13 protein-coding genes and 1 other RNA gene are annotated in these 19,844 nt (G+C 47.1%); 6 read left to right on the forward strand and 8 right to left on the reverse strand.

What is annotated here, in order from left to right:
• Positions 1 to 349 precede the first annotated feature (349 nt).
• Complete coding sequence (locus tag BM123_RS24810; protein ID WP_090169856.1) at positions 350 to 1,906, reverse strand: OmpA family protein; 1,557 nt, start codon at positions 1,904 to 1,906, stop codon at positions 350 to 352.
• A gap of 379 nt (positions 1,907 to 2,285) precedes the next feature.
• On the opposite strand from BM123_RS24810, the gene BM123_RS14715 reads away from it, so the two are divergent.
• The 3 genes from BM123_RS14715 (at position 2,286) to BM123_RS14725 (ending at position 4,789) form a co-directional block, all read left to right on the forward strand.
• Complete coding sequence (locus tag BM123_RS14715; RefSeq protein WP_090169858.1) at positions 2,286 to 3,293, forward strand: arginase family protein; 1,008 nt, start codon at positions 2,286 to 2,288, stop codon at positions 3,291 to 3,293.
• A gap of 94 nt (positions 3,294 to 3,387) precedes the next feature.
• A complete protein-coding gene (locus tag BM123_RS14720) occupies positions 3,388 to 3,801 on the forward strand; it encodes an acyl-CoA thioesterase (RefSeq protein ID WP_090169979.1) in 414 nt (137 codons plus the stop codon).
• On the forward strand, positions 3,791 to 4,789 hold the full coding sequence (locus BM123_RS14725) for a YihY/virulence factor BrkB family protein (RefSeq protein WP_090169860.1): 999 nt from the start codon (positions 3,791 to 3,793) through the stop codon (positions 4,787 to 4,789). Before BM123_RS14720 ends, BM123_RS14725 begins: the two co-directional genes overlap by 11 nt.
• A gap of 422 nt (positions 4,790 to 5,211) precedes the next feature.
• Here BM123_RS14725 and BM123_RS14730 read toward each other — a convergent pair whose 3' ends face one another.
• Positions 5,212 to 6,576 carry a cytochrome P450 gene (locus BM123_RS14730; protein WP_090169862.1) on the reverse strand — a complete coding sequence of 455 codons (1,365 nt, stop codon included), beginning with the start codon at positions 6,574 to 6,576 and terminating at the stop codon, positions 5,212 to 5,214.
• Positions 6,577 to 7,037: 461 nt separating this feature from the next.
• On the opposite strand from BM123_RS14730, the gene porU2 reads away from it, so the two are divergent.
• Together porU2 and BM123_RS14740 are read left to right on the forward strand one after the other, a co-directional pair.
• Positions 7,038 to 12,029 (forward strand): putative type IX secretion system sortase PorU2, encoded by a 4,992-nt coding sequence (porU2, locus tag BM123_RS14735; protein ID WP_090169863.1) that lies wholly within the window; start codon positions 7,038 to 7,040, stop codon positions 12,027 to 12,029.
• 372 nt (positions 12,030 to 12,401) lie between these two features.
• Positions 12,402 to 13,424: an EpsG family protein gene (locus BM123_RS14740; protein WP_090169865.1), complete on the forward strand. Its 1,023-nt coding sequence runs from the start codon at positions 12,402 to 12,404 to the stop codon at positions 13,422 to 13,424.
• Between the two features lie 169 nt (positions 13,425 to 13,593).
• Here BM123_RS14740 and BM123_RS14745 read toward each other — a convergent pair whose 3' ends face one another.
• Both BM123_RS14745 and BM123_RS14750 read right to left on the reverse strand, forming a co-directional pair.
• Complete coding sequence (locus BM123_RS14745; RefSeq protein ID WP_090169867.1) at positions 13,594 to 14,487, reverse strand: alpha-1,2-fucosyltransferase; 894 nt, start codon at positions 14,485 to 14,487, stop codon at positions 13,594 to 13,596.
• Position 14,488: 1 nt separating this feature from the next.
• Positions 14,489 to 15,400 carry a glycosyltransferase family 2 protein gene (locus BM123_RS14750; RefSeq protein ID WP_090169869.1) on the reverse strand — a complete coding sequence of 304 codons (912 nt, stop codon included), beginning with the start codon at positions 15,398 to 15,400 and terminating at the stop codon, positions 14,489 to 14,491.
• Between the two features lie 20 nt (positions 15,401 to 15,420).
• Between BM123_RS14750 and BM123_RS14755 the strand changes: the two genes are divergently transcribed.
• Positions 15,421 to 16,392 (forward strand): glycosyltransferase family 2 protein, encoded by a 972-nt coding sequence (locus BM123_RS14755; RefSeq protein WP_090169871.1) that lies wholly within the window; start codon positions 15,421 to 15,423, stop codon positions 16,390 to 16,392.
• Positions 16,393 to 16,419: 27 nt separating this feature from the next.
• Here the strand turns inward: BM123_RS14755 and BM123_RS14760 are convergent, their stop codons facing one another.
• The 4 genes from BM123_RS14760 to BM123_RS14775 form a co-directional block, all read right to left on the reverse strand.
• Positions 16,420 to 16,824: a DoxX family protein gene (locus tag BM123_RS14760; RefSeq protein WP_090169873.1), complete on the reverse strand. Its 405-nt coding sequence runs from the start codon at positions 16,822 to 16,824 to the stop codon at positions 16,420 to 16,422.
• A 64-nt stretch (positions 16,825 to 16,888) separates the two neighbouring features.
• An RNA gene (gene ffs / locus BM123_RS14765) (signal recognition particle sRNA small type) lies at positions 16,889 to 16,984 on the reverse strand.
• A gap of 156 nt (positions 16,985 to 17,140) precedes the next feature.
• Positions 17,141 to 17,860, reverse strand: a complete 720-nt coding sequence (locus BM123_RS14770; RefSeq protein WP_090169875.1) for a gluconate 2-dehydrogenase subunit 3 family protein — start codon at positions 17,858 to 17,860, stop codon at positions 17,141 to 17,143.
• The gene (locus tag BM123_RS14775; protein ID WP_090169877.1) at positions 17,860 to 19,587 is read right to left on the reverse strand and encodes a GMC family oxidoreductase; all 1,728 of its coding nucleotides are present in this window, start codon (positions 19,585 to 19,587) and stop codon (positions 17,860 to 17,862) included. Before BM123_RS14775 ends, BM123_RS14770 begins: the two co-directional genes overlap by 1 nt.
• Positions 19,588 to 19,844: the final 257 nt, after the last annotated feature.

The following is a 19,844-nucleotide window of genomic DNA, read 5'->3' on the forward strand; positions in this document are numbered from 1 at the left end:
AAAATTGGTCGCGTTAAAACATTATTACATCCAGGAACTAATCTCCCGGGATGCTTTATGGGTGTAATAATAATTAATCAGGACAGAAAAACCAAATTAACCACCCTGTTTTTCTGCAAAACCAGGTATTTCTACCTATAAAACAGGTCACATAGCGTATTTATTACTTCACCCCCCAATACAAAATGCTTAGCCCCTTAACCCACTAACAATAAATACTGGATCAAGGAATTTACTGAATACTATAAGCAGGGATAAAAAGAAGGCCTCTTGCTAAAAGCAAGAGGCCTGAAATTTTCCCACAGCTAATACGAACTGTGGGGTTCATGGGATTAAATCTTACATCAGATTAGTATCCGCCACGACCGGAAGCACCGGCTGGGGCGGGGTCTTCGCCACCGCCTTCATCCGTCAGGAATTCTACCCGACGGTTTACGAATGACTTGTCCAGTGGCACCAGTGCGTTTTCTTCGCCACGGTACTGGAGGATAAGATTACTACGGTTAATACCGTGCTGATTAACAAGGTGGTCGATAACGGCTTTAGCACGACGGTAAGAAAGTACCTGATTATTAGCCGCACTGCCTACACGGTCCGTGTAGCCACGAACAACGATACGCATTCCAGGATTACCCTGCAGAACACGGGCCACACCAGAAAGGGTACCATAATCGCTGTACTTAACTGTGCTCTGATTGAGTGGGAAGTAGATCATGGGCAGGTAAACCTCTCCTCGTTCAGTACGAACAGTTGTTGTACCAGCTTGCTGACCGGCCTTCAGTTGAGCGATAGATGCATCAATCATTTCCTGTACACGGTCCTCTGTAATTGGCTTATCATTACGGTTGATAACTACACCGTTACCATCAACGGACTCACCCGCACGTGGGGGGAAAAACGGTTCGAGGTCTTTGTAGTCAGGAACGCCATCTTTGTCGCTGTCCAGCACGCGGCCTTTAGTGTCAACGGGCACACCAGCTGGAGTATTAGCTTCCTGATCAATTGCATCAACAACACCATCACCGTCAGAGTCTTTGGTTGCGTCATCAACTTTTCCGCCGATGCGGTTGATTTCGTCGCGAACGCCGGAGAATGGGTTTTTCCAGTAAAGAGGCTCATTTTTCTTAGCAGAACTGCCAAGGTTGAAGTTGATGCTAAGTGATGCTGCACTTTGCACATCGCGGAAGTTACCACCGAGGCTGGGGTCCGTCCGCTCATCATAACCATCCAGCAGGTCAGCACGACGGCCAAAGGGGATGAGGGCCTGGTAGTCAAGGCCGATGTTGAACTTGGGGCTAACACGGAAGAGGATTCCTGCACCACCCGCTGCATGCGTAGCAAATTTACGGTCTATTGTAGGGTTGCGCGTACCGTTATCGTCCCAAACCTGGCCGGGCTCCTGGTATTCTACGTCAAAGAAGTTTGCCCCTGCACCAACCATGGCGTAGAGGTTCATCTTTCTGGTATCGCCAGTGTATTTGAAGTTGTTCAAAGAAACAACGGCGTATCCGGTACCACTAATCCAGGTAGATTCGAATTGGCGGGAATTAGGACCGTTACGCTCATCCAATCCGGAGCTGCCGCCATAAAGGCCGTCCAAACGGAGAGAAAAGAGATGGTCCAGGCTTTTGCGGAAGTGAGCGCCAATTCCGAAATCGGAAGTGGAACTAACGTCGCCACCAACCCACATGTATGATGGACGGATGCCAAACTCAAGCATAGAACCTGTTTTATCTGATGTCATCATGTCTTTATCCATGGCGTCATCAGTAAGGTCCGAGATTGTCATATCCGTTGTTTCCACCGTTTCGGTGTCATCAGTGGCGGGAACGGGGGTTCCCTGAGCTGCCAAAATGTTTGTGAAGGCCACAAGCAGAGACAGGAGGGAAAGTTGCAATACTTTCATAGGATCGGTTCTGTGAGTTTAGTTAAATTGGGATTAAAAGCCGGGGTTTCCGGTTGGTTAAACATTACATGCCGTTGTGCCGGTTTTGCCCGGAAACGGTATATTTTAGCGAAGGAACGGTATCATTTCTTGAGAGAATGTGCATGTTTCGCACTCCAAAGGTAGTAGTTGTTTTTGAAACGGTAGCAATTTTCGGGTAACCGGATATAATTTTTTTTCGTATTAGTAAAAAAATGCAAGCGTTAAAAGATACTTTTTTCAGCAGATTCCACGGCTTGAAGTACCTTCGGGCCCAAGCTATTTGCCCATGTACACTCCCTGGTTAAAACCTGTTGATAAGCCATCTCCATCACTACCGGCCCATTCTTTGGGAAAAAAATTGCGCCCCCGCTCCCGTCGGATAGCCGTTGCTATTATCGGATTGGACGATACGATTGCCGAAAAGACACGGCATCATCTTTATGGTAGTAGCTGGGGTTTCGGAAAATTATCCGTCAGAGACCTGGGCAACATCAGGAAGACAACGCCTGACTTCATCATTCCGCTGCTGCGGGAACTCCATTCAGCGGAGATAACGCCCATTTTGATTGGTGGAGACCAGCAACTTTTCCGGGCCCAGTTTCTGGCCTTCGGAGAACTGACCCGACAGGTGAGCGTTCTGACGGTTGACCGTCAGGTTCGTTTATCGGCTGATGGCGAAGAGCAACAGGTTCTCGACCCGGCCGTACACCGCAAGGACAAGAAGCAGTTCCACCTAACTCACCTTGGTGCGCAACAGCACCTGGTTGACCCTGCCATCTGGGATCTTTTTGCCAGCCGGAACTTTGAAGCTGTCCGACTTGGACAGGCAAAAGCAGATCTTAGCCACGTAGAACCCCTCATTAGAGATGCCGACTTAATGGGCTTAGACATTGCCTCCATCAACCACGCGGAAGCGCCCGCACGACCAGGCTACCACCCCAGTGGATTCGGGTTACAGGAAGCTACTCAGTTAGCCTACTATGCCGGGAACAGTGATAAGCTTTCCTCCTTTGGTCTGTATGGCTTTCAGCCAGATACAGATCGGGAAGCGGAGACGGAGCTGACGGCAGCAGCTTATGCACAACTAATCTGGTATTTCCTGCAGGGCTACTCCCGCCGATACGGAGACTTCCCCGTCAGCACTAAAGGATTGCTGGAATATGTAGTTGATCTGGATGGATTTGACCGGCTGACCTTCTGGCGCTCCTCCCGCAGCAACCGCTGGTGGGTTCAGATTCCAGCCGGACGGTATAAAGGGGAAGAACGGCATCGGTTGTTGCCTTGCACCTACAATGATTACCTGACGGCGAGCAATGAGCAGAACCTTCCGGACCGGCTGGTTACTGCCTTTCAGCGATATGGATAAGCAGGGGAAAGCTCCCACTGCTCTTTTCTTCTTTCCTTTGCACCCGCGGCCGCGCCCCTACCCTGCTTTGGCCGTCCACCAAGCCCCTTCCTATATGCTGACCACTAAAACCACCCACCGTGTCCGTTATGGCGAGACGGATCAAATGGCCTACCTATACTATGGTCGTTATGCTTTGCTGTATGAAATTGGCCGGGTAGAGATGCTACGCGACCTGGGGTTGACCTATGCGAACATGGAGATGGAACACGGCATAATGATGCCCGTTATGAGTCTGAACCAACGCTTCGTGCGGCCGGCGCGTTATGATGAATTACTGACCATTTCGACAAGTCTCCGTCACATACCCACTACAACCATTACCTTTCACGTAGAAATACATAACGAACAGGGCAAACTGGTTAATGGTGGCTCGGTAAAACTTTGCTTTGTGGAGCAAAGCTCCGGCAAAGCCGTGGCCGCTCCTGAATTCCTACTCGAAAAACTACGCCAATACTTTGAAGTTTAAGCTCCCTGACATTGCGTCTTTAAAGCGCTTCTTCACCGGGCATCCGCTTTGGATGGGCCTACTGAAGTATTCAAAGGAGAACTCTTTTATCGGCTTTCATGGTGTACCAATTTATGATGTTATTGTTTTCGTCTATCACGAAATAATGAGAGACGACCTCTTTACCAGAGCCAACAGTGTTGCCTTCAGCTTTTTCCTTTCTCTTTTTCCTTCTTTACTGACCATTTTCACCCTGCTTCCCTTTGCACTGGACATTTTAGTGATCTGGTTCCCCTCTCTCGGAGACTTCAACACGGTACTCTACGAAGAGATTAAACAGGTCATGCCAGGGCAGGCCGGAGACGTTCTCTACGGTTTCGTGCAAGAGATCACTAATTCCCCCCGGCTGGGATTACTGAGCTTTGGTTTTCTTCTGGCCATCTACTTCAGCAGCAATGGTATGCTGGCTATGATGCAGGCCTTTGAGAAGAGCTATGTCAAAACTTTTAAGCGGAGAAATGCGCTTAAAAAACGACTTATCGCCGCCGGACTAACCCTTTTGATCGGGCTGTTCATTGCGGCCAGCACCGTTTTTGTTATTCTGGGAGATTCCATCATTAACTGGATGTCAGACGTTGCCAAAATTGGTGCGATAACCACCTTTTTGGTAAATTTTCTACGGTGGTTGATTATGCTGACGCTTTATTACATCACCATCGGCACCCTGTATCGATACGGTGCAGCTACCATCAAGCGATTCAGCTATTTCAGCCCGGGCGTTACTCTGGCAACGGTACTTTCTCTCCTCACCTCAGTGGCCTTCAGCTTTTATGTTGATGGTTTTAACCGCTATGATACGTACACGAAGTTTTACGGCTCCATCGCGACGGTCATCATCGTTATGCTCTGGTTACAGCTTAACGCCCTGATTTTGATCATTGGCTTTGAGCTCAATGCGGCCATTGCGGTTCGGCGAGACCTGACGGCGGCGGTGGAAGAGGAGGAGTAAATTTTACGCCATTCATGCACTAGTACAGTGTAACAAAAATTTACCCCTATTTGTATTGAGGCCCTCGGCGCACTTCTCGGCCGGCTTCTCCTTCGTCGAAGCTCGCTCGAAGTTTGCTCGGGCACCGGAAGATTCAGGGCTTTCCGCCCGCGCGCAGCGCGCGGGCGGCCTTGATCAAAGACCGCCGGTCCCCGAGTAAGTGCCGATCGAGAGAAGCGAGCCGAGGGGTCATCCCAATGACCGACAACTTATGTTACACTACACTAGTGATAGCGTCTTCCGCCGGTTTTTTACCACGATTCCGGAGGAATCGGGCCTGCAATGATGCTGACTCATAGGTACAGGGCATGCCCTGTGTTTGCATTTTATGCCTTTTAGAGCCATGATCCCGCCGGGATCACAGAAAAGATAGAAAGAGTAGTTTACCCCTGGCTCCCCACCCGATGCTTAACCTTAACCAATAGCTCCCGGTCCATCCCAAGGGTAATGTTTGCTCTGTTACCGATTGCATCCGCATTTGGCGGAAGTTCAAAATCATATTTACCCAACACGCTGGCCAAAACGAGGAGCATCTCCAGCATAGCGAAATGATTACCGATGCAGAGGCGTGGTCCGCCTCCAAAAGGGAGAAAAGCAAAAGGATGCCGCTCTTTTTTTGCCTCAGGAGACATTCGCTGTGGCAGGAACTGATCGGGGTTCTGCCAGTACTCCGGGCTACGGTGCAGGCCCTGAAAGAAGATCCCCACCACGGTACCCCGGGCGATATCAAAACCAGCGGCATGATCATCCGCCAGCGCTACCCGGTCTGTGATCCAGGCCGGAGGGTAGAGTCGCATACTCTCCTCGATGACCTGGGTCGTGTAGGGTAATCGTCGGACGCCGGCAAAATCAATCGGCCCGCTGGCGGCGGCTGCCGCCAGCTCGGAGCGCACTTTGTCCAGTTCGGGAGGATGGCGTAGTAGAAGCCAGATGGTCCAGGCCAGCGCATTGGCGCTGGTTTCGTGCCCGGCGGCAAAAAGTATCTTGATTTCGTCAGCGATCTGCTCGTCATTCATCGGCTCTCCGTTGTCTTCATACCTACTGTCCAGCAGCATTTGCAGCAGGTCGTCTTTTGGGAGCCCCTTCCGTCGTTCCTGAATGCGTTGCAATACCTTTTGGTGAATTTCCTGAGAGATTGCCTGGTACTTTGCTTCTTTGCCTAACCAACGAAGTGGTGCGCGAAGAAAAGGCATGCGAACGGGGTAAATTACGTAGTGCTGAATCGCATCAATTGCTTCGTTTAACTCCCGGGATTCTTCTTCCGTAAACCCATCCGTAAAAATGGCCCGGACGATGATCCGAAACACCGCTCCACGGGTAAATTCGTGCAAAGAGATTGCCTGTCCGCCCGTAGCGGCTGCATTCAGTTTTTCGCATTGCTGGTTAATAACGCCCTGCATTTCTTGCGTTAAAGTTTCCAGGCGCTGCCGGTGAAAGCCCGGTTGGATCAGGCGTCGCTGCTTCAGCCAGTCTTTACCGCTGTTGGTCAGGAGTCCCTTACCCAAAAACCGGGCCAGTTGGGTTGTTTGGATCTCACTCTTCTCATAATTGCGGTTATTTCGTTGCAACACATGGCGGATAAGCTCTGCATCAACGGTAAAGTGGGTAAGTCGGCTGGCGCCAATCTTAAGGATGAAGTTCCGCCCATATTTCTCAATGTAGCCAGTAAACACATCAATCGGCTGGCTGGCCATTTGAGGCAGGTTTCTCAGTACCTCAAACAATGGAATTTTTGGTGGAAGAATCATGAAGGTATTTTTTGAATCGGCCGCATTTCCCGATCGTCTAATAACTAAAACATCCGGGAAATGGTATCGTTGGTTTTTCCGGACAGGATTGTAAGGAGTACCTCCCGTTTTAGCCGGAAAACTAAGTTGGAGTTGAGCCACATCAGATATCGGGGCCTTATCCGGGCTCTCCCCTCGGAGCGGCGCTACAACAGTCTGGCGAGCTGGCCCACAGAATAGCCTCCTGCCCGTAACTCTATGAAGGGCACACACACACTGCTTCTAAACCTGTAAACTTAGTGTACAGTGTACCAGCACACCCTGCGCGTATCTCCAACCTTGCACCCGCGGGCGCGCCGACAAGAAGCTTCCGGCATTTCGGAACTGTTCCTTGCCGACAAAAGCGACCATCAATTTAGGCAACGAACCACCTTCTTCATCGTTATATTTACAATCCCTTTGCAGGCTTTAACGCAACCGACATGTTTCGCACACTCTACACGCTTTGTATACTATCCCTCACTTCTTTTCTTTTTGCACAAATGCCTACCGCTGGCGGGGAGGTACTATACGGCCATGAATGGATCGATTATGATCGTGCTTACCTGAAAGTCAGTGTTGTTGAAGACGGTATTTTTCGCATTTCCTCCCAGCAGATCGCATCGGCAGGAATGGCATTGAATGAGACCAATACCGATAAGTGGACGCTTCACCACAAGGGGCAGCCAGTACCAATTGAAGTAACGAGCGAGGGAATTGTTTTTTATGGAGAAAAAAACCGGGGGGAACTGGACCGGCACCTTTTTGAATCGCCGGAAGAGATGCAGCTCAACGATAGGTACAGCATGCATTCTGACGTAGCTAACTATTACCTCAGCCTGGCCCCCGTTGGCGGTCCGTTTTATCAGGAAGCAAAGGTTGAGGGACAATTATCTGAAATAGAGGAAATTTTACGTACAAGAGAAGTAGTTTTCGGGGAGTATATGACTAAAGCTTACAGTCGTTCCGCCGGAGCCAGTATTTACTATTCTCACTATGAACCAGCCGAGGGGTTCGGCAGCAGAAGCAGTAGTGACCTGCTTTCTTCCAATGGGAATGTAGAGAGCAACGCTACTTTACTCACACCACAGGCTAATGGTAATGAAGCCAGGCTAACACTTCGTTTTGGGTTAGGCTTTGGCGTTCACAATCAGGAAATCAGAGTAGATAACAACTTACTCAATACTCTAGAGGCAACAAACTGGACCGTTCACCAGCCAGACTTCAGCATTTTTCCAAACGGTGATGAAGTTGCCGTTTCTTTGCGAGGTACCGCAAGTGATCAGGACAAAGCCAATCTTGCCTGGATGAACATCATTTACCCTGCTAATTTGGTTCTTGAAGAAAGTTTGCGTGAATTTCAGCTTCCTGCCAGAGCGAATCACGGTAGCCTGGAGTTAACGGGATCAGGCGCGGACGCAGGTGCAATGCGCCTTTACTCTCCAGCCAGCAATGAATATATGACTGGCGCTGTTGCTTCAGGGAAGGTTAACTTCGAAATTCCAGCCAGCAACGATACTCTTTATTATCATCTCGTATTAAATAAGACCTATCTGAGCCCTGCTGCTGCCATTCCACACAGATTTAGCCCTACTCTTCCAACGGATGAGCAAACGAACTACCTCATCCTTACCAGCCGCCGCCTCAACGGCACAGTCATTGAACAAATGGCTGGATACCGCCGGAGTACAGCCGGAGGAAGCTACCGAGTACACATTGTAAATACTGAAGACCTCTTCGACGAGTTTGGTTACGGTGTTCAGAATCATCCTATGGCTATTCGCAATTACCTTGCGGCGGCTCGCCTCACCTCACCAGGCCTACAATACCTTTTTATTGTTGGTAAGGGACGAGAATACCCTGACATTCGCCTTCCAGATCAACTGGACAATGAACTGGCCACGTTTTTCATTCCCTCCTTTGGCTTTCCTGCATCTGACAACTTGCTCTCAGCTGATCTGGGCGGTGTAATTCCTCAACTGTCCACCGGTAGGCTATCAGCCATTTCTGAGAGCGAAATTGCTATTTATCTAGAGAAACTGATCGAGGTTGAGGCACAAATAGCCATTAGTGATCAAACAATTGAAGACCGGGATTGGATGAAGCAGGTTATGCATCTGGCAGGAGGAGGTACTGCTGGTGAGCAGTTTAGCATCCAGCGAAACCTGGCTCGGCTCGAAGCCACCATTGAGGATTCTGAAATGAGTGCTAACGTCACCTCTTTTTTCAAAACCAGTTCGGACCCAATTGAAAGCAGCCAGCAGGAGAACATCTTCAAGCGCATCAATGATGGAACGGCTATTATCACTTTTTATGGCCATTCTAGTAGCCAGGGCTTTGATTTTAGTATTGATGACCCTGCTAATTACCTCAATCGGGGAAAGTATCCTTATATGCTAAGCCTGGGATGCTACAGTGGTGATGCTTTTACGAAAAGCCGGAGTATCAGCGAACGGTTCATTTTCCTGCCCAACAAGGGTGCCGTAGCATTTGCAGCCTCAAAAGGTGTAGGCTTTATCGGTGCGCTCGGCACCTTCGCTGATGGTTTGTACCAGCTAACGGCTAATGAAGAGTACGGGAATGGTATTGGAGATGCTTTGCGCAAAAACATAGACAACTTTAGTACTACCACATCTCGAAGTGTTGGTATTCTCTTGGAGCAGTTTTCCATTAGTGGAGACCCCGCCTACCGCCTGCATCCGCACCCTGGTCCTGATTTGGTCATTGATCCAACTTCAGTTCGTTTTACGCCTGAAGTCATTCCGGTACAAGAGGCTAATTATGAGATTATGTTACGAGTACTTAACCTTGGTAAGCGTGGGAATCAAGATAGCGTTACGCTGAATTTCCGCCAAGAACTACCTAGTGGTGAAATAATCGAGCTACATCAAGCAAGGGTCTCTGTTTCTGACTATGAAAACGTCACTACCATTCAACTACCTAGCCAAGGGCTACCATCGGTTGGTTTAAACAGGATATTTGTCACCATTGACGCCAATAACGAAATCATTGAATTGCCAGCCCCTCAGGCAGAGCAAAATAACGAACTCAAGAGTGGCACCAGAACTGGCGTTCCTTTAACCTTTATTGCAAATACAGCCAAAGTAGCTTTTCCCCCTCCCTACGCCGTTATCGGAGGCCAGATAGAACTGATTTCTTCTACAACTAATGCATTAGCGGCTGAAAGAGAGTACCTCATTCAAATTTCGGATAACGTAGCGTTTTCCAACCTGCTTTCAAGCGAAAGAATTGGTAGCCCTGGTGGAGTTATCAGATACCAACCAAGGTTCACGCCGACAGACAGTACAACCTATTATTGGAGAATTAGCCCTGACTCAGTTTATACGGAAGGAGCAGGTTATATCTGGAGTGAAAGCTCTTTCACCTGGTTGACGGATCAACCAGCAGAAGAGATTGGATGGGCCATGCAAGATCCAGGGCAAATCATTGACGGAGAATTCAAGAACATTATTGCCAATGCGTTCGACCAAGAATGGAATTTCACCCAAACTACGAATGATATAAAAATTTTCAACCAGGTTTATTTAAATTCTTCCCTACCCCGATTTGAATTTAATAATGTCGGCTTTCGGTCTCCCTTCCCTTGGCTCGTACGCGCGGGGATTCAAGTTATCGTGATTGATAGTACCGACAACTTTGATTGGCTTGACAACCCAGGCGGATTATACAATACCCCTAACCGCGCCACGGAGGTCTGGAGTTTCGACACCCGTTTCCGACCTGGCCGGGAAGGGCTTATCGATTTTATTCAAAATGGTATTGAGACCGGTAAATACGTTATGTTATATACTGCCCAAAGAGGGAGCAACATTGAGTATTATAACCAAGGTTGGAACACTGATAGTGTTGAATTGGGCACCTCTATTTTTGATGTTCTGGAGGCAGAAGGGTCACTTGATATCCGAAGTTTACAAAATGTTGGTTCTGTACCTTATGTATTCGCTTTTCAAAAAGGGTTAGGAGCAATATCCGAAACTATGGCGAGCAGTCAATCAGATCAGATTACCAATTTAGCTCAAATCAAGGAAAGTTGGGATGAAGGCACCTGGAAATCCAGTACCGTTGGCCCTTCACGCCAATGGTCTGATGTAAGCCTAAAGATATCGAATAGGAACATTTCTCAGAGCGATAGTGCACGAATTTTAGTATACGGACACCAATCAGCTAGTAGCGAAGGAGTCCTGCTATCTAATGAAGAATACGAGATTACTGATCAACTGAAACTCACATTTCCTATTTCGGATATAGATCCAGAAGAATACCCGTATTTGAGTTTTGAACTTCACCTTCACGACTCTGATTCCCGTACCGCTCCAACCCTGGAACACCTCTACATCAATTTCTTATCAACTGGCGATGTTGCGATAAGCCCTGCAGTTCTATTTATTGCAAGAGACTCTTTGGAGCAAGGAGAAAACTTTGAGTTTTCCGTAGGTTACGAAAACTTATCTCCAATAAGTATGGATAGTATTCTCGTAGAGCTTACCACAATTGACGGAAACAACACAGAAGAAACCATTAGAAAAAAGCTAGCTCCTCTCCCCGGAAATGGAAGTGATCAACTATCAATGACTTTAAGTACCACCGACGTTTCGAGCACTTGGCGATACTCACTCCGACTTAACCCAGATCAGGACCAACCAGAAACGATTACCTTTAATAATACGCTTACTTCAAGTCTTAAAATTGGTAAAGATCAGATAGATCCTCTGATTAATCTTTTCTTTGATGGCCGAAAAATAAGCGATGGTGAACTGGTCAGTGCAGAACCAGAAATTTTCATTCAAATAAAAGACGAAAACCCCTTTCTGCTCCTGAACGACACCTCTACTTTTTCCCTGCAATTAAACTCTCCATCCGGACAAAGTGAGCGACTTCGCTTTAACGATTCGAGAATAACATTTATTCCGGCAACTTCCCCTGAAAACACTGCCGAAATTTACTTCACCCCATCTCTTCTGGACGATGGCACCTATACTCTTATAGTAGGATCAACTGACCGATCTGGTAACAACGCTGGCAGATTGCTCTTACAAAAGAATTTTGAAGTGATTACCACCCAACGTATTGGAAATGTTTTGGCTTACCCTAATCCTTTCACTACTCAAGCCCATTTCGTATATACACTTACGGGAAGCCAGCCTCCATCAACCTTCAGAATTCAAATTATGACTGTATCCGGAAGGGTGGTCAGAGATATCAACCTCCTCGAAGTCGAAGACATAAAAATTGGCACACACCGAACAAATTTTGCCTGGGACGGAACTGATGAATATGGCGACTTACTGGCGAATGGAGTCTATCTCTACCGGGTTATAACTTCCGACACTAGTGGCATCATGCTTGAAAAACACAGCACCGGAACTGAGCAGTTCTTTAAAAACGATATCGGTAAAATTGTTTTATTACGATAAGATTTGTTGCAGCATCTCCAGTCAAATAAAGTGTGTCCTTTTTGGAACTATAATCAGACAATTATCAGATTGCTTGATACTTACCAATAAAGCCAGAACAATTCACTTCAGTACCGGACAATTCTCCTAAACCTACAAACTCCTGAACCTGAGCTAGTACAAATTCCTAAAATGAACCTACCTCGCAACCTACTGATTTATATATTTTCGGGGACTCTTACATTATTAATCATAAACGGAATCATTCCTAGCGACTTTAATAGCTATCCACTTAGCTTAAATTTCGACCCAGGGCAGTTATGGTCTAGTTATTTTGCGGAGGCTGACTTACAATCCAGAATACATTCAAGTCAATTCGGGAGACGACCTGTAATGATTACCTTACTGCAACTAATGGCTAGTTTAGGATTTCCTTATCAGTTCTCATTGGTGTTTTTGCAATTGTTTTTTTATGCGCTTACATGTTACTTCTTATTGAAGCTTTCAGAAGAACTTTACGAAAGAAAGATAGATCCGGCAAATATTATTATTCCATTTACGCTTAGCTTTTCAGTCATTTTTGCCTGGCTGGGGGCTATGCACACCTACAATGATTTTCCTCAGTATTGCTTTCTGCTGATAGCTTTTACCTTTCTGATAAGAAAACAGACATTGCTTTCTGCTATTTTCTTTTCCTTAGCAATCGTCTGTAGAGAAACTAGTGTTTTATTGCTCCCGATCTATGCGATGGCTTCTATTAGGAATGGAAGCATGACAGGCATTACATCAACTCTGTTCTGGTTAACTCCTATTGGCCTTGCCGCTGCAATGATATTTTTATACGTTGACTTCGACTTACTTATTGCAAACACTGAGTTTACAAAATCACAACGCTTTACTGCAGCTAAAGTCAACTTTGCTGACTTTACCAAAACCAGAGAGACTATTGGTACATTAGTGCTCACCACTGGCTTTGCGGGGTTCCTGGTCTGGACATTTGCTAAATCAATAGTTGCCACTTCCCCATTACACAGGCTTTTGGTTCAGGGCTTTTGGTATTTGCTAGTTGTCAACACTCTATTAGTTAGTTTTTCTGCCACCGCACGTGAAGCAAGGTTGTTTTATTTGCCAACTATAATCGCAATTCCATTACTAGCTCCGTTCTGGCCTAATGTATTTAATTCCATAACCACTCAGTTTTCCAGAAAAAATGCTTTCAGTCTGCTCGGAGCTATTGTTATAGCCATTATTATGGCTTTAGCCTATAAATCCAGCCTAAATGGGACAGGCCATGTATACAGGCTATATGCATTATTCTACTTTTTCATTTTTGCACTATCCGCCCTTTCTCGAAACATGATGATCCAGAGCCAAAACTTAGGCAAAGTTCGCCCCACAGAAGACATCTCTAATTGAACCCGTTTAAACTTTTCGTTCGCGACCTTATCCGAGCCCTGATTTTCACTGGCTTCGTTGCAAAAATTGTCATGTAGCTTTGGCTATACTCCAATTTCCGCGCCTTGCCAGCCAAAACAGGACTTCGGAGCGGCCAGCTCAGAGCACGAATTACTGCGCAGCAAAAAGTTTAAACGGGTTCATTAGGTATTTTCACCCATCTTTCAGGAACAATATCCTTATAATTATACCTATCTGTTCCAAACCATTTCTTTGGCGTTATCACCAGGGTCCCCCTACTTTCACCCAACCAGGCCGCCCACCAGGCAAATGTACTATTTGGTATAATAAAATGCTTGCAGCTCATCATAAGTTGTAAATAATTCCCATATGCTTCTCCATAGTGTTCTTCAGATACTATCACTTTATTGTTCAACTCCCTGAATGTTTGTCGACACCATTCAATGTCGTCAGAAAAAATGAAAAAAACCACATCGGGCCGACGTTCCAACATGAATTTTACAGCCCTCAAGAAATAACGCTCATTCGTTACATTATGAGTTGGCAACTGTAAAAACTCTTTCCTCCGGACATTAAGGCAAACTGATTCTGTCTCACTTATCATTTTCAGCAACTTCCGGCTGACGGGTAAAGTATTTTCCCGAAAAGAAAAGTCATCTCTGATCTGATCAGCAAACTCGACAAAATATTGTTCACTTTGCCAGTAGCCTCTATAAATTGTATTATCAAGAGGAGCTTGTATTAACTCTTTTTTAACCTCAAGGCCTTTTTCTTCGAGAACGGGGTAGCCAAGTGTGGTAAGCCTAGAAACAATATTGCTCCATTTACGTATACCTGGCGCATATGCTGCTTTTAATATACCAGGATGCACAAGGTAGTTTGGAGTAAGCTTAAAAATGTTTAAAGAGAACTCTCTTTGCGTGAATCGCCCATTGTCTGCCTTATCAACCAGTAAACTCAGATCGAGCTTCAGTTCTACTTTCAGCTGTAGTTGAATACGCCGCACCATTGCATATTGAAACATTTGATTTCCCAGTCCTGAATGCAATCGAGCAGCTATCATATTAATTACTTCTAGTCTTTATCGTCCAATGATTAGTAAATCTACCTAGAAAGTAGGCATACTTTGTCATTACAATTAAAAAAGCGTTTTGCCAATACCATTCCCGATGTCGAAAAATCCATCTTCCGAGAGTTACAGGAATAGTAATGAAGGTAGTAATGGAAAAATATTTAACAAGACTAAAGAAACTGAACGAAACTCTTTGGTTAGGAAGCCAGCAATTTTTTCCGTGAGAGTATGCAAAACGAACTTGACCAACCACGCTACATTTCCATGGTTGCAATAAATGCTCAATACAGATTTCCGGAGCATAATAAATAGAGTGCCCAGCCTTCCGCATACGGTATTGCAACTCCGTTTCGTCAGCCCAGCCAACTTCAAACCCCTTCATCCCAAATTTAGGATCAAAGGCTCCTATTTTCAGAGCCACCTCTTTCCGGACACCAAAGAAACAACCTATCAGATACTCTTCTTCTCCCAACACCCCAAATGCAACATTTGCCCCCGGCCTGCTGCCATCTCCCCTTAACAATTGCAGCCATTTTGGTGGAGGGCATTCGTACCAATGCGTAAAACGACCACCGAAAGCAGCTCCTTTAATCTTTGGCAGAAAAGATATATAATCTTTAATCGTTTTTTCGGGAATAATAGTATCATCATCGAAATAAAGTACCCAAGGTGCTTTTGATTCTTGCAACCCTCTGTTCCTGGCATAGCTATGGCCGGTTTTTTTTTCGTAAACATACTTAAACCCTCTTTCTTTTACCATTCGTTCTGACTCTGCATCACCTGCATTGTCAATAACAATTACCTCGTAATCTGATTTGTTGGCCGTCTGTTTAGTTAGTCCCTCCAGGCATTGTGAGAGCAAATCAGGACGTTTAAATGTTGTTACTACTACTGATAGTTTCATTAAAAGCGTAATTTAGCCAAATGCTCGTCTCGATTATCATACCAGCCTATAATGCGGAGAAATTCATCCAGAGATCTATACAGTCTGCACTCGAACAAGACTACGAAGATACTGAGATTATTATAGTTGATAATAACTCGAGCGATAAAACTGTCCGCAAGGTTAAACAACTTATCGAGCCTTACCATAACGATAAAATTCGGCTAATAAATTGCGCAAAACAGGGATGTAGTGCAGCCAGAAACCGAGGAATTGAGGTCGCAAGAGGAACTTGGATTCAGTTTTTAGACGCCGATGATACTTTGAAGCCCAATAAAATCAGCTTTCAAATAAGTCGGGTAAAAGTCTCTACCCGTTGGGTAATCAGCTCCTACAGACACATTTATCCGGACAAAGAGAGTATTGACACTTTAGTTCATCAAGACCCTTGGAAGGGGCTTGTGCTCGATTTTAGAGCAGGGTACACCTGCTCTAATCTTTACCACACTGATGCCCTACGACTAGTAAAAGGATGGAACGAAACGATACCTGATAATACTGATCCTGATTTACACCTCAGACTGTTAAAAGCTGACATACCCTGGCAACTAATTCCAGAGGTTCTAACTTTTTATCACCACGACAATCCAGGAAAACGAGTTAGTATTGGCCAACCGGTTGGCGGGAATGCAAGAAGACTCAACATCCTTAACGAAGCCAACCACCATCTTGCTACGACAAAGCCGGCATATTGGAAAAATAATAAGAATTTCTTCTTAGGCGCTCTGGTAAAAGCAATACGGATGCTGGCAACACATGACCTGCAGCAGGCGACGAAATACTATGACAAACTGGTTCTAAAGGCAGATAAAGAGCTCCAAACTAAACAGTATGAGATCGTCTCTTCATTAATCATACGTTCCTATAAACACCTAGGTTTTGAAAACACCGAAAAATTACGGCTTAAGCTTACTCCTTATCTACCAAACATTTTTAAGAGCTGGGCAAGATAGACTCAAGAGTATTACAAAACTGTCCGCCTAAGCGACCTCTGCTTCCTTACCATACAACCGCCCATCCAGACTATACTGCCCCGGCCCCGTAAGTAATAACACGATCGCGGCAACGGCATACATCAGGGGAAAAGCCATTTTCCCCCAGGGGTCTCCGCCATGCACAAGGAAGGCAGCCACCAGCATCGTGATCAGGTAAGGGATACAAGCCAGCCGGGTAAAAAAGCCCGCCGCGATCAGCAAACCACAAACAAACTCCGCGAAAACGGCCAGAATCAGGCTAAATTCCTCCCCCACCCCAATCGGGTTAGCAAAAGTCATGTCCCCTCGAAAGATTTTCATCAGCTTCGGCAGCCCGTGCATAAAGGCCATCTCCAACCCAAACCAAAGTCGCAGGACCAAAAGCCCTAAGTCAATGTTTCCCTTCGTCATGCTATCGTGTTTATGTGCCGTACAAGGTAAGTCAAAAGGACAAAAATCCTTCCCTTAGGGGCACAAAAAAAGGCAGACACACCGGTCGCTACAACCCCCTACCCTTGCTGCGTTTCCGCCCTGGGGGAGTTCAGGAGGAGCTAACCGTGTGCTGCCCGGCGCAAAGGTACATTTTAGATTGATAGCTTGATAGCTTATTGGACTTTTTTTCTATCATCCGTTCATTCTATCGAGCTGCATATGTTCCCGGCCGGACGCCTGAAGGCCCCGCCATACTGCGGGACGCTCCAGGGCCCTCATGCGTTTACGTTGATTATCAGCTTATAAGGTTCATGTCATCATCCCATTCCGCCTGGATGTCCCGCTTCGATTGGTCTACGTAAAGTGGCAGGTATTTCGGGTCGTATTCGAGACCGTGCTTATCCAGTACTTCCTGAGGTACTCCGTCCCACACGTTTGGTTGATTCCCCTGATAGTCAAGGGTTTTCATTCCTTCCTTACTGGTGAAATAGCCCGTAACGGTCAGGAATCGCATCCTGTCGAAAAACTTCGCTCCCGGCTCGAATTCAGTGCCTTTAGCCTCTTCGGGCCAGGCAATATCTTCAACGATTTCTATGCGTTGGGCCGGGTCTAATTCTACAAAGGATTTCCCCGCAAAGCGCCGACTGGCTTCGATATTAATCCACATCAATCCGCCCCGAAGGATAGTTTGATGGTAATCCGGTAAGTCAATGGCCATGAACTCCAGAAAATCAACGATCCCCGTATCCGTAGCCTTGGGTTCTGCTTCGTTCCCCGGCACGATGATGTCAGCCAGCACCCCGAGTGTAGTTTTCTCCTCGTCCGTGAAGAAGGTTTCCTTCATCAGTTTAGCCTCCCGCTCCGCTTCGTAAGCCGTGCGGAGACCGTAGCCTTTAGCTTTGGCTTCGGTGGCGGTAGCCATCGCCGGTGAAGTCTCGCATCCACTGCTGTTTACAACCAGCGCAGCACCTGCGGCCGCGCCCAAAAGCGTCTTGAGTGTTTTACGACGATCCATCAGATATTCATTTTCTTACGTTCAGAAATAATGTGCTCACTGGCTCGCATGGCCAGTGCCATAATGGTCCAGGTCGGGTTTTTGTCCGCCTGGCTCGTAAAGACGGAGGCATCCGTCAGGTAAACATTGGGCACTTCGTGCAGTGCACTGTAGCGGTTCGTCACCCCCTGCTTCGGGTCATCATGCATGCGGGCAGTTCCTACTTCATGGATGATGGCCCCTGGCCGCAACAGCCCGTGGTCGTTCTCGTAGGCAGGAATCTCCGGATCAAATAATTCTCCTCCCATACTGGTCAGAATTTCCCGGATAGTTTCGTGCATGTGCTTGGCCTGCAAACGCTCGTGGTCCGACCATTTATAGTGGAAACGCAGCGTAGGAATACCCCATTCGTCTACCTTGCCGGGGTCGATCTCGCAGTAATTATCGTAGAGTGCAACGGCTTCTCCGCGGCCGGACATCCCCACCACTGCGCCGTAAACTTTCTTCACTTCTTTAATTAATGGGTTGCCATAGCCCCCCACTTTATACCCTATTTTCTTTTGTATCGCCAGGTGAGACCCCCCGAACCCGTAGCTTGGCATGCCCATACCTCCCCATACTTCCAGGTGATACCCCCGGGGGAAATCAAGCTTCTTATTGTCTCCCCACCAGGGCGCGTAGACGTGCATACCGCCTACCCCATCCTCGTTGTAGTGCTCCCGGTCCATCAGGGCGGGGATGAAGGCCGAAGTGCCCGTCCCCGTACTGTCATGCAGGTAACGCCCCAGTGTACCACTACCGTTACCCAAACCGTTAGTTTGCCCGGGAGCTTCGGAGTTCATCAATATTCTGGACGTTTCGCAGGCGGAGGCCGCCAGGACAATCACTTTGCCCTTCACCTGGTACTCCCGGCGGTCATCTTTGCTCACATAACTCACCGCCGTAGCCTTCCCCGTGTCATCCGTAATCACCTCGCGGGCCATACAGTTGGTAAACAGGTCGATCTGCCCAAAACCACTCCCACGCATGGCCGGAAAGATCAGGCAGCTTCCCGCACTAAAGTCCGCATAAACCGAACAGGAGCGGCTACACTGCCCACAATAAAAGCAGACTCCACGATCTTTATTGATCCGTTTGGTTACCATGGACAGGCGCCCGGGGATAAAGGGTACTCCTGCTTTATTAGCGCCCTTAACGGCCATTAACTCATGGAGCCGGGGCTTGGGTGGCGGTAGGAAAAAGCCATCCGGATCGTTCGGTAAGCCTTCATTTGTACCAAAAACACCAATCATTTTGTCCACCTGATCGTAGTAAGGCTTGATATCTTCATATCGAATCGGCCAGTTTTCACCCAGTCCATCAATGTCTTTTCGGTGAAAGTCATCCGGTCCGAAGCGCAGACTAATGCGCCCCCAGTGGTTCGTGCGCCCCCCCAGCATCCGGCTACGGAACCAGCCAAATTCAGTATTTCCAACGGTCGAGTAAGGTTCGCCGGGAATCTCCCAACCGCCAAAGGCTGCGTTATAATCTCCGAAAGGACGAGTGGTACCGGCTCCCCGACGTGGGCTCTCCCAGGGCCATCGCATTTGGGTCCGATGCTCCTTATCCGCCGGATCGAAAAAAGGACCAGCCTCAATAATGGCAATGTTTAGTCCGGCTTTCGCTAAAATATTAGCGGTCATGCCACCACCGGCTCCGGAACCGACAATTACGGCGTCGTATTCCTTACTACTTTTTTTTATTTGCACGATTCGAGTTTTGTTGTCGTAATATAAGACAAGCTGACCGTCAATCCTGAAACATTAGAATTTGTCCGGATTAGGCCTTCCTTTCAAAAGAGGGCGCCGGAGCGCAGGTGCAATGAAGGTTAACCTTAGCCATGTTTAGGGCGTTTAGGAAGTATTGTACCTAAAAGGCCAGAGGCCGTCTAAAAGAAAAAAGAGCGCAGCGACTTTTTTCGTCTAAAAGCGCGCAGCGCGTCTAAAGGGAAAACAAGCGCAGCGCG

The organism is Neolewinella agarilytica (assembly GCF_900110645.1).
GTDB classification, from domain to species: Bacteria; Bacteroidota; Bacteroidia; order Chitinophagales; family Saprospiraceae; genus Neolewinella; species Neolewinella agarilytica.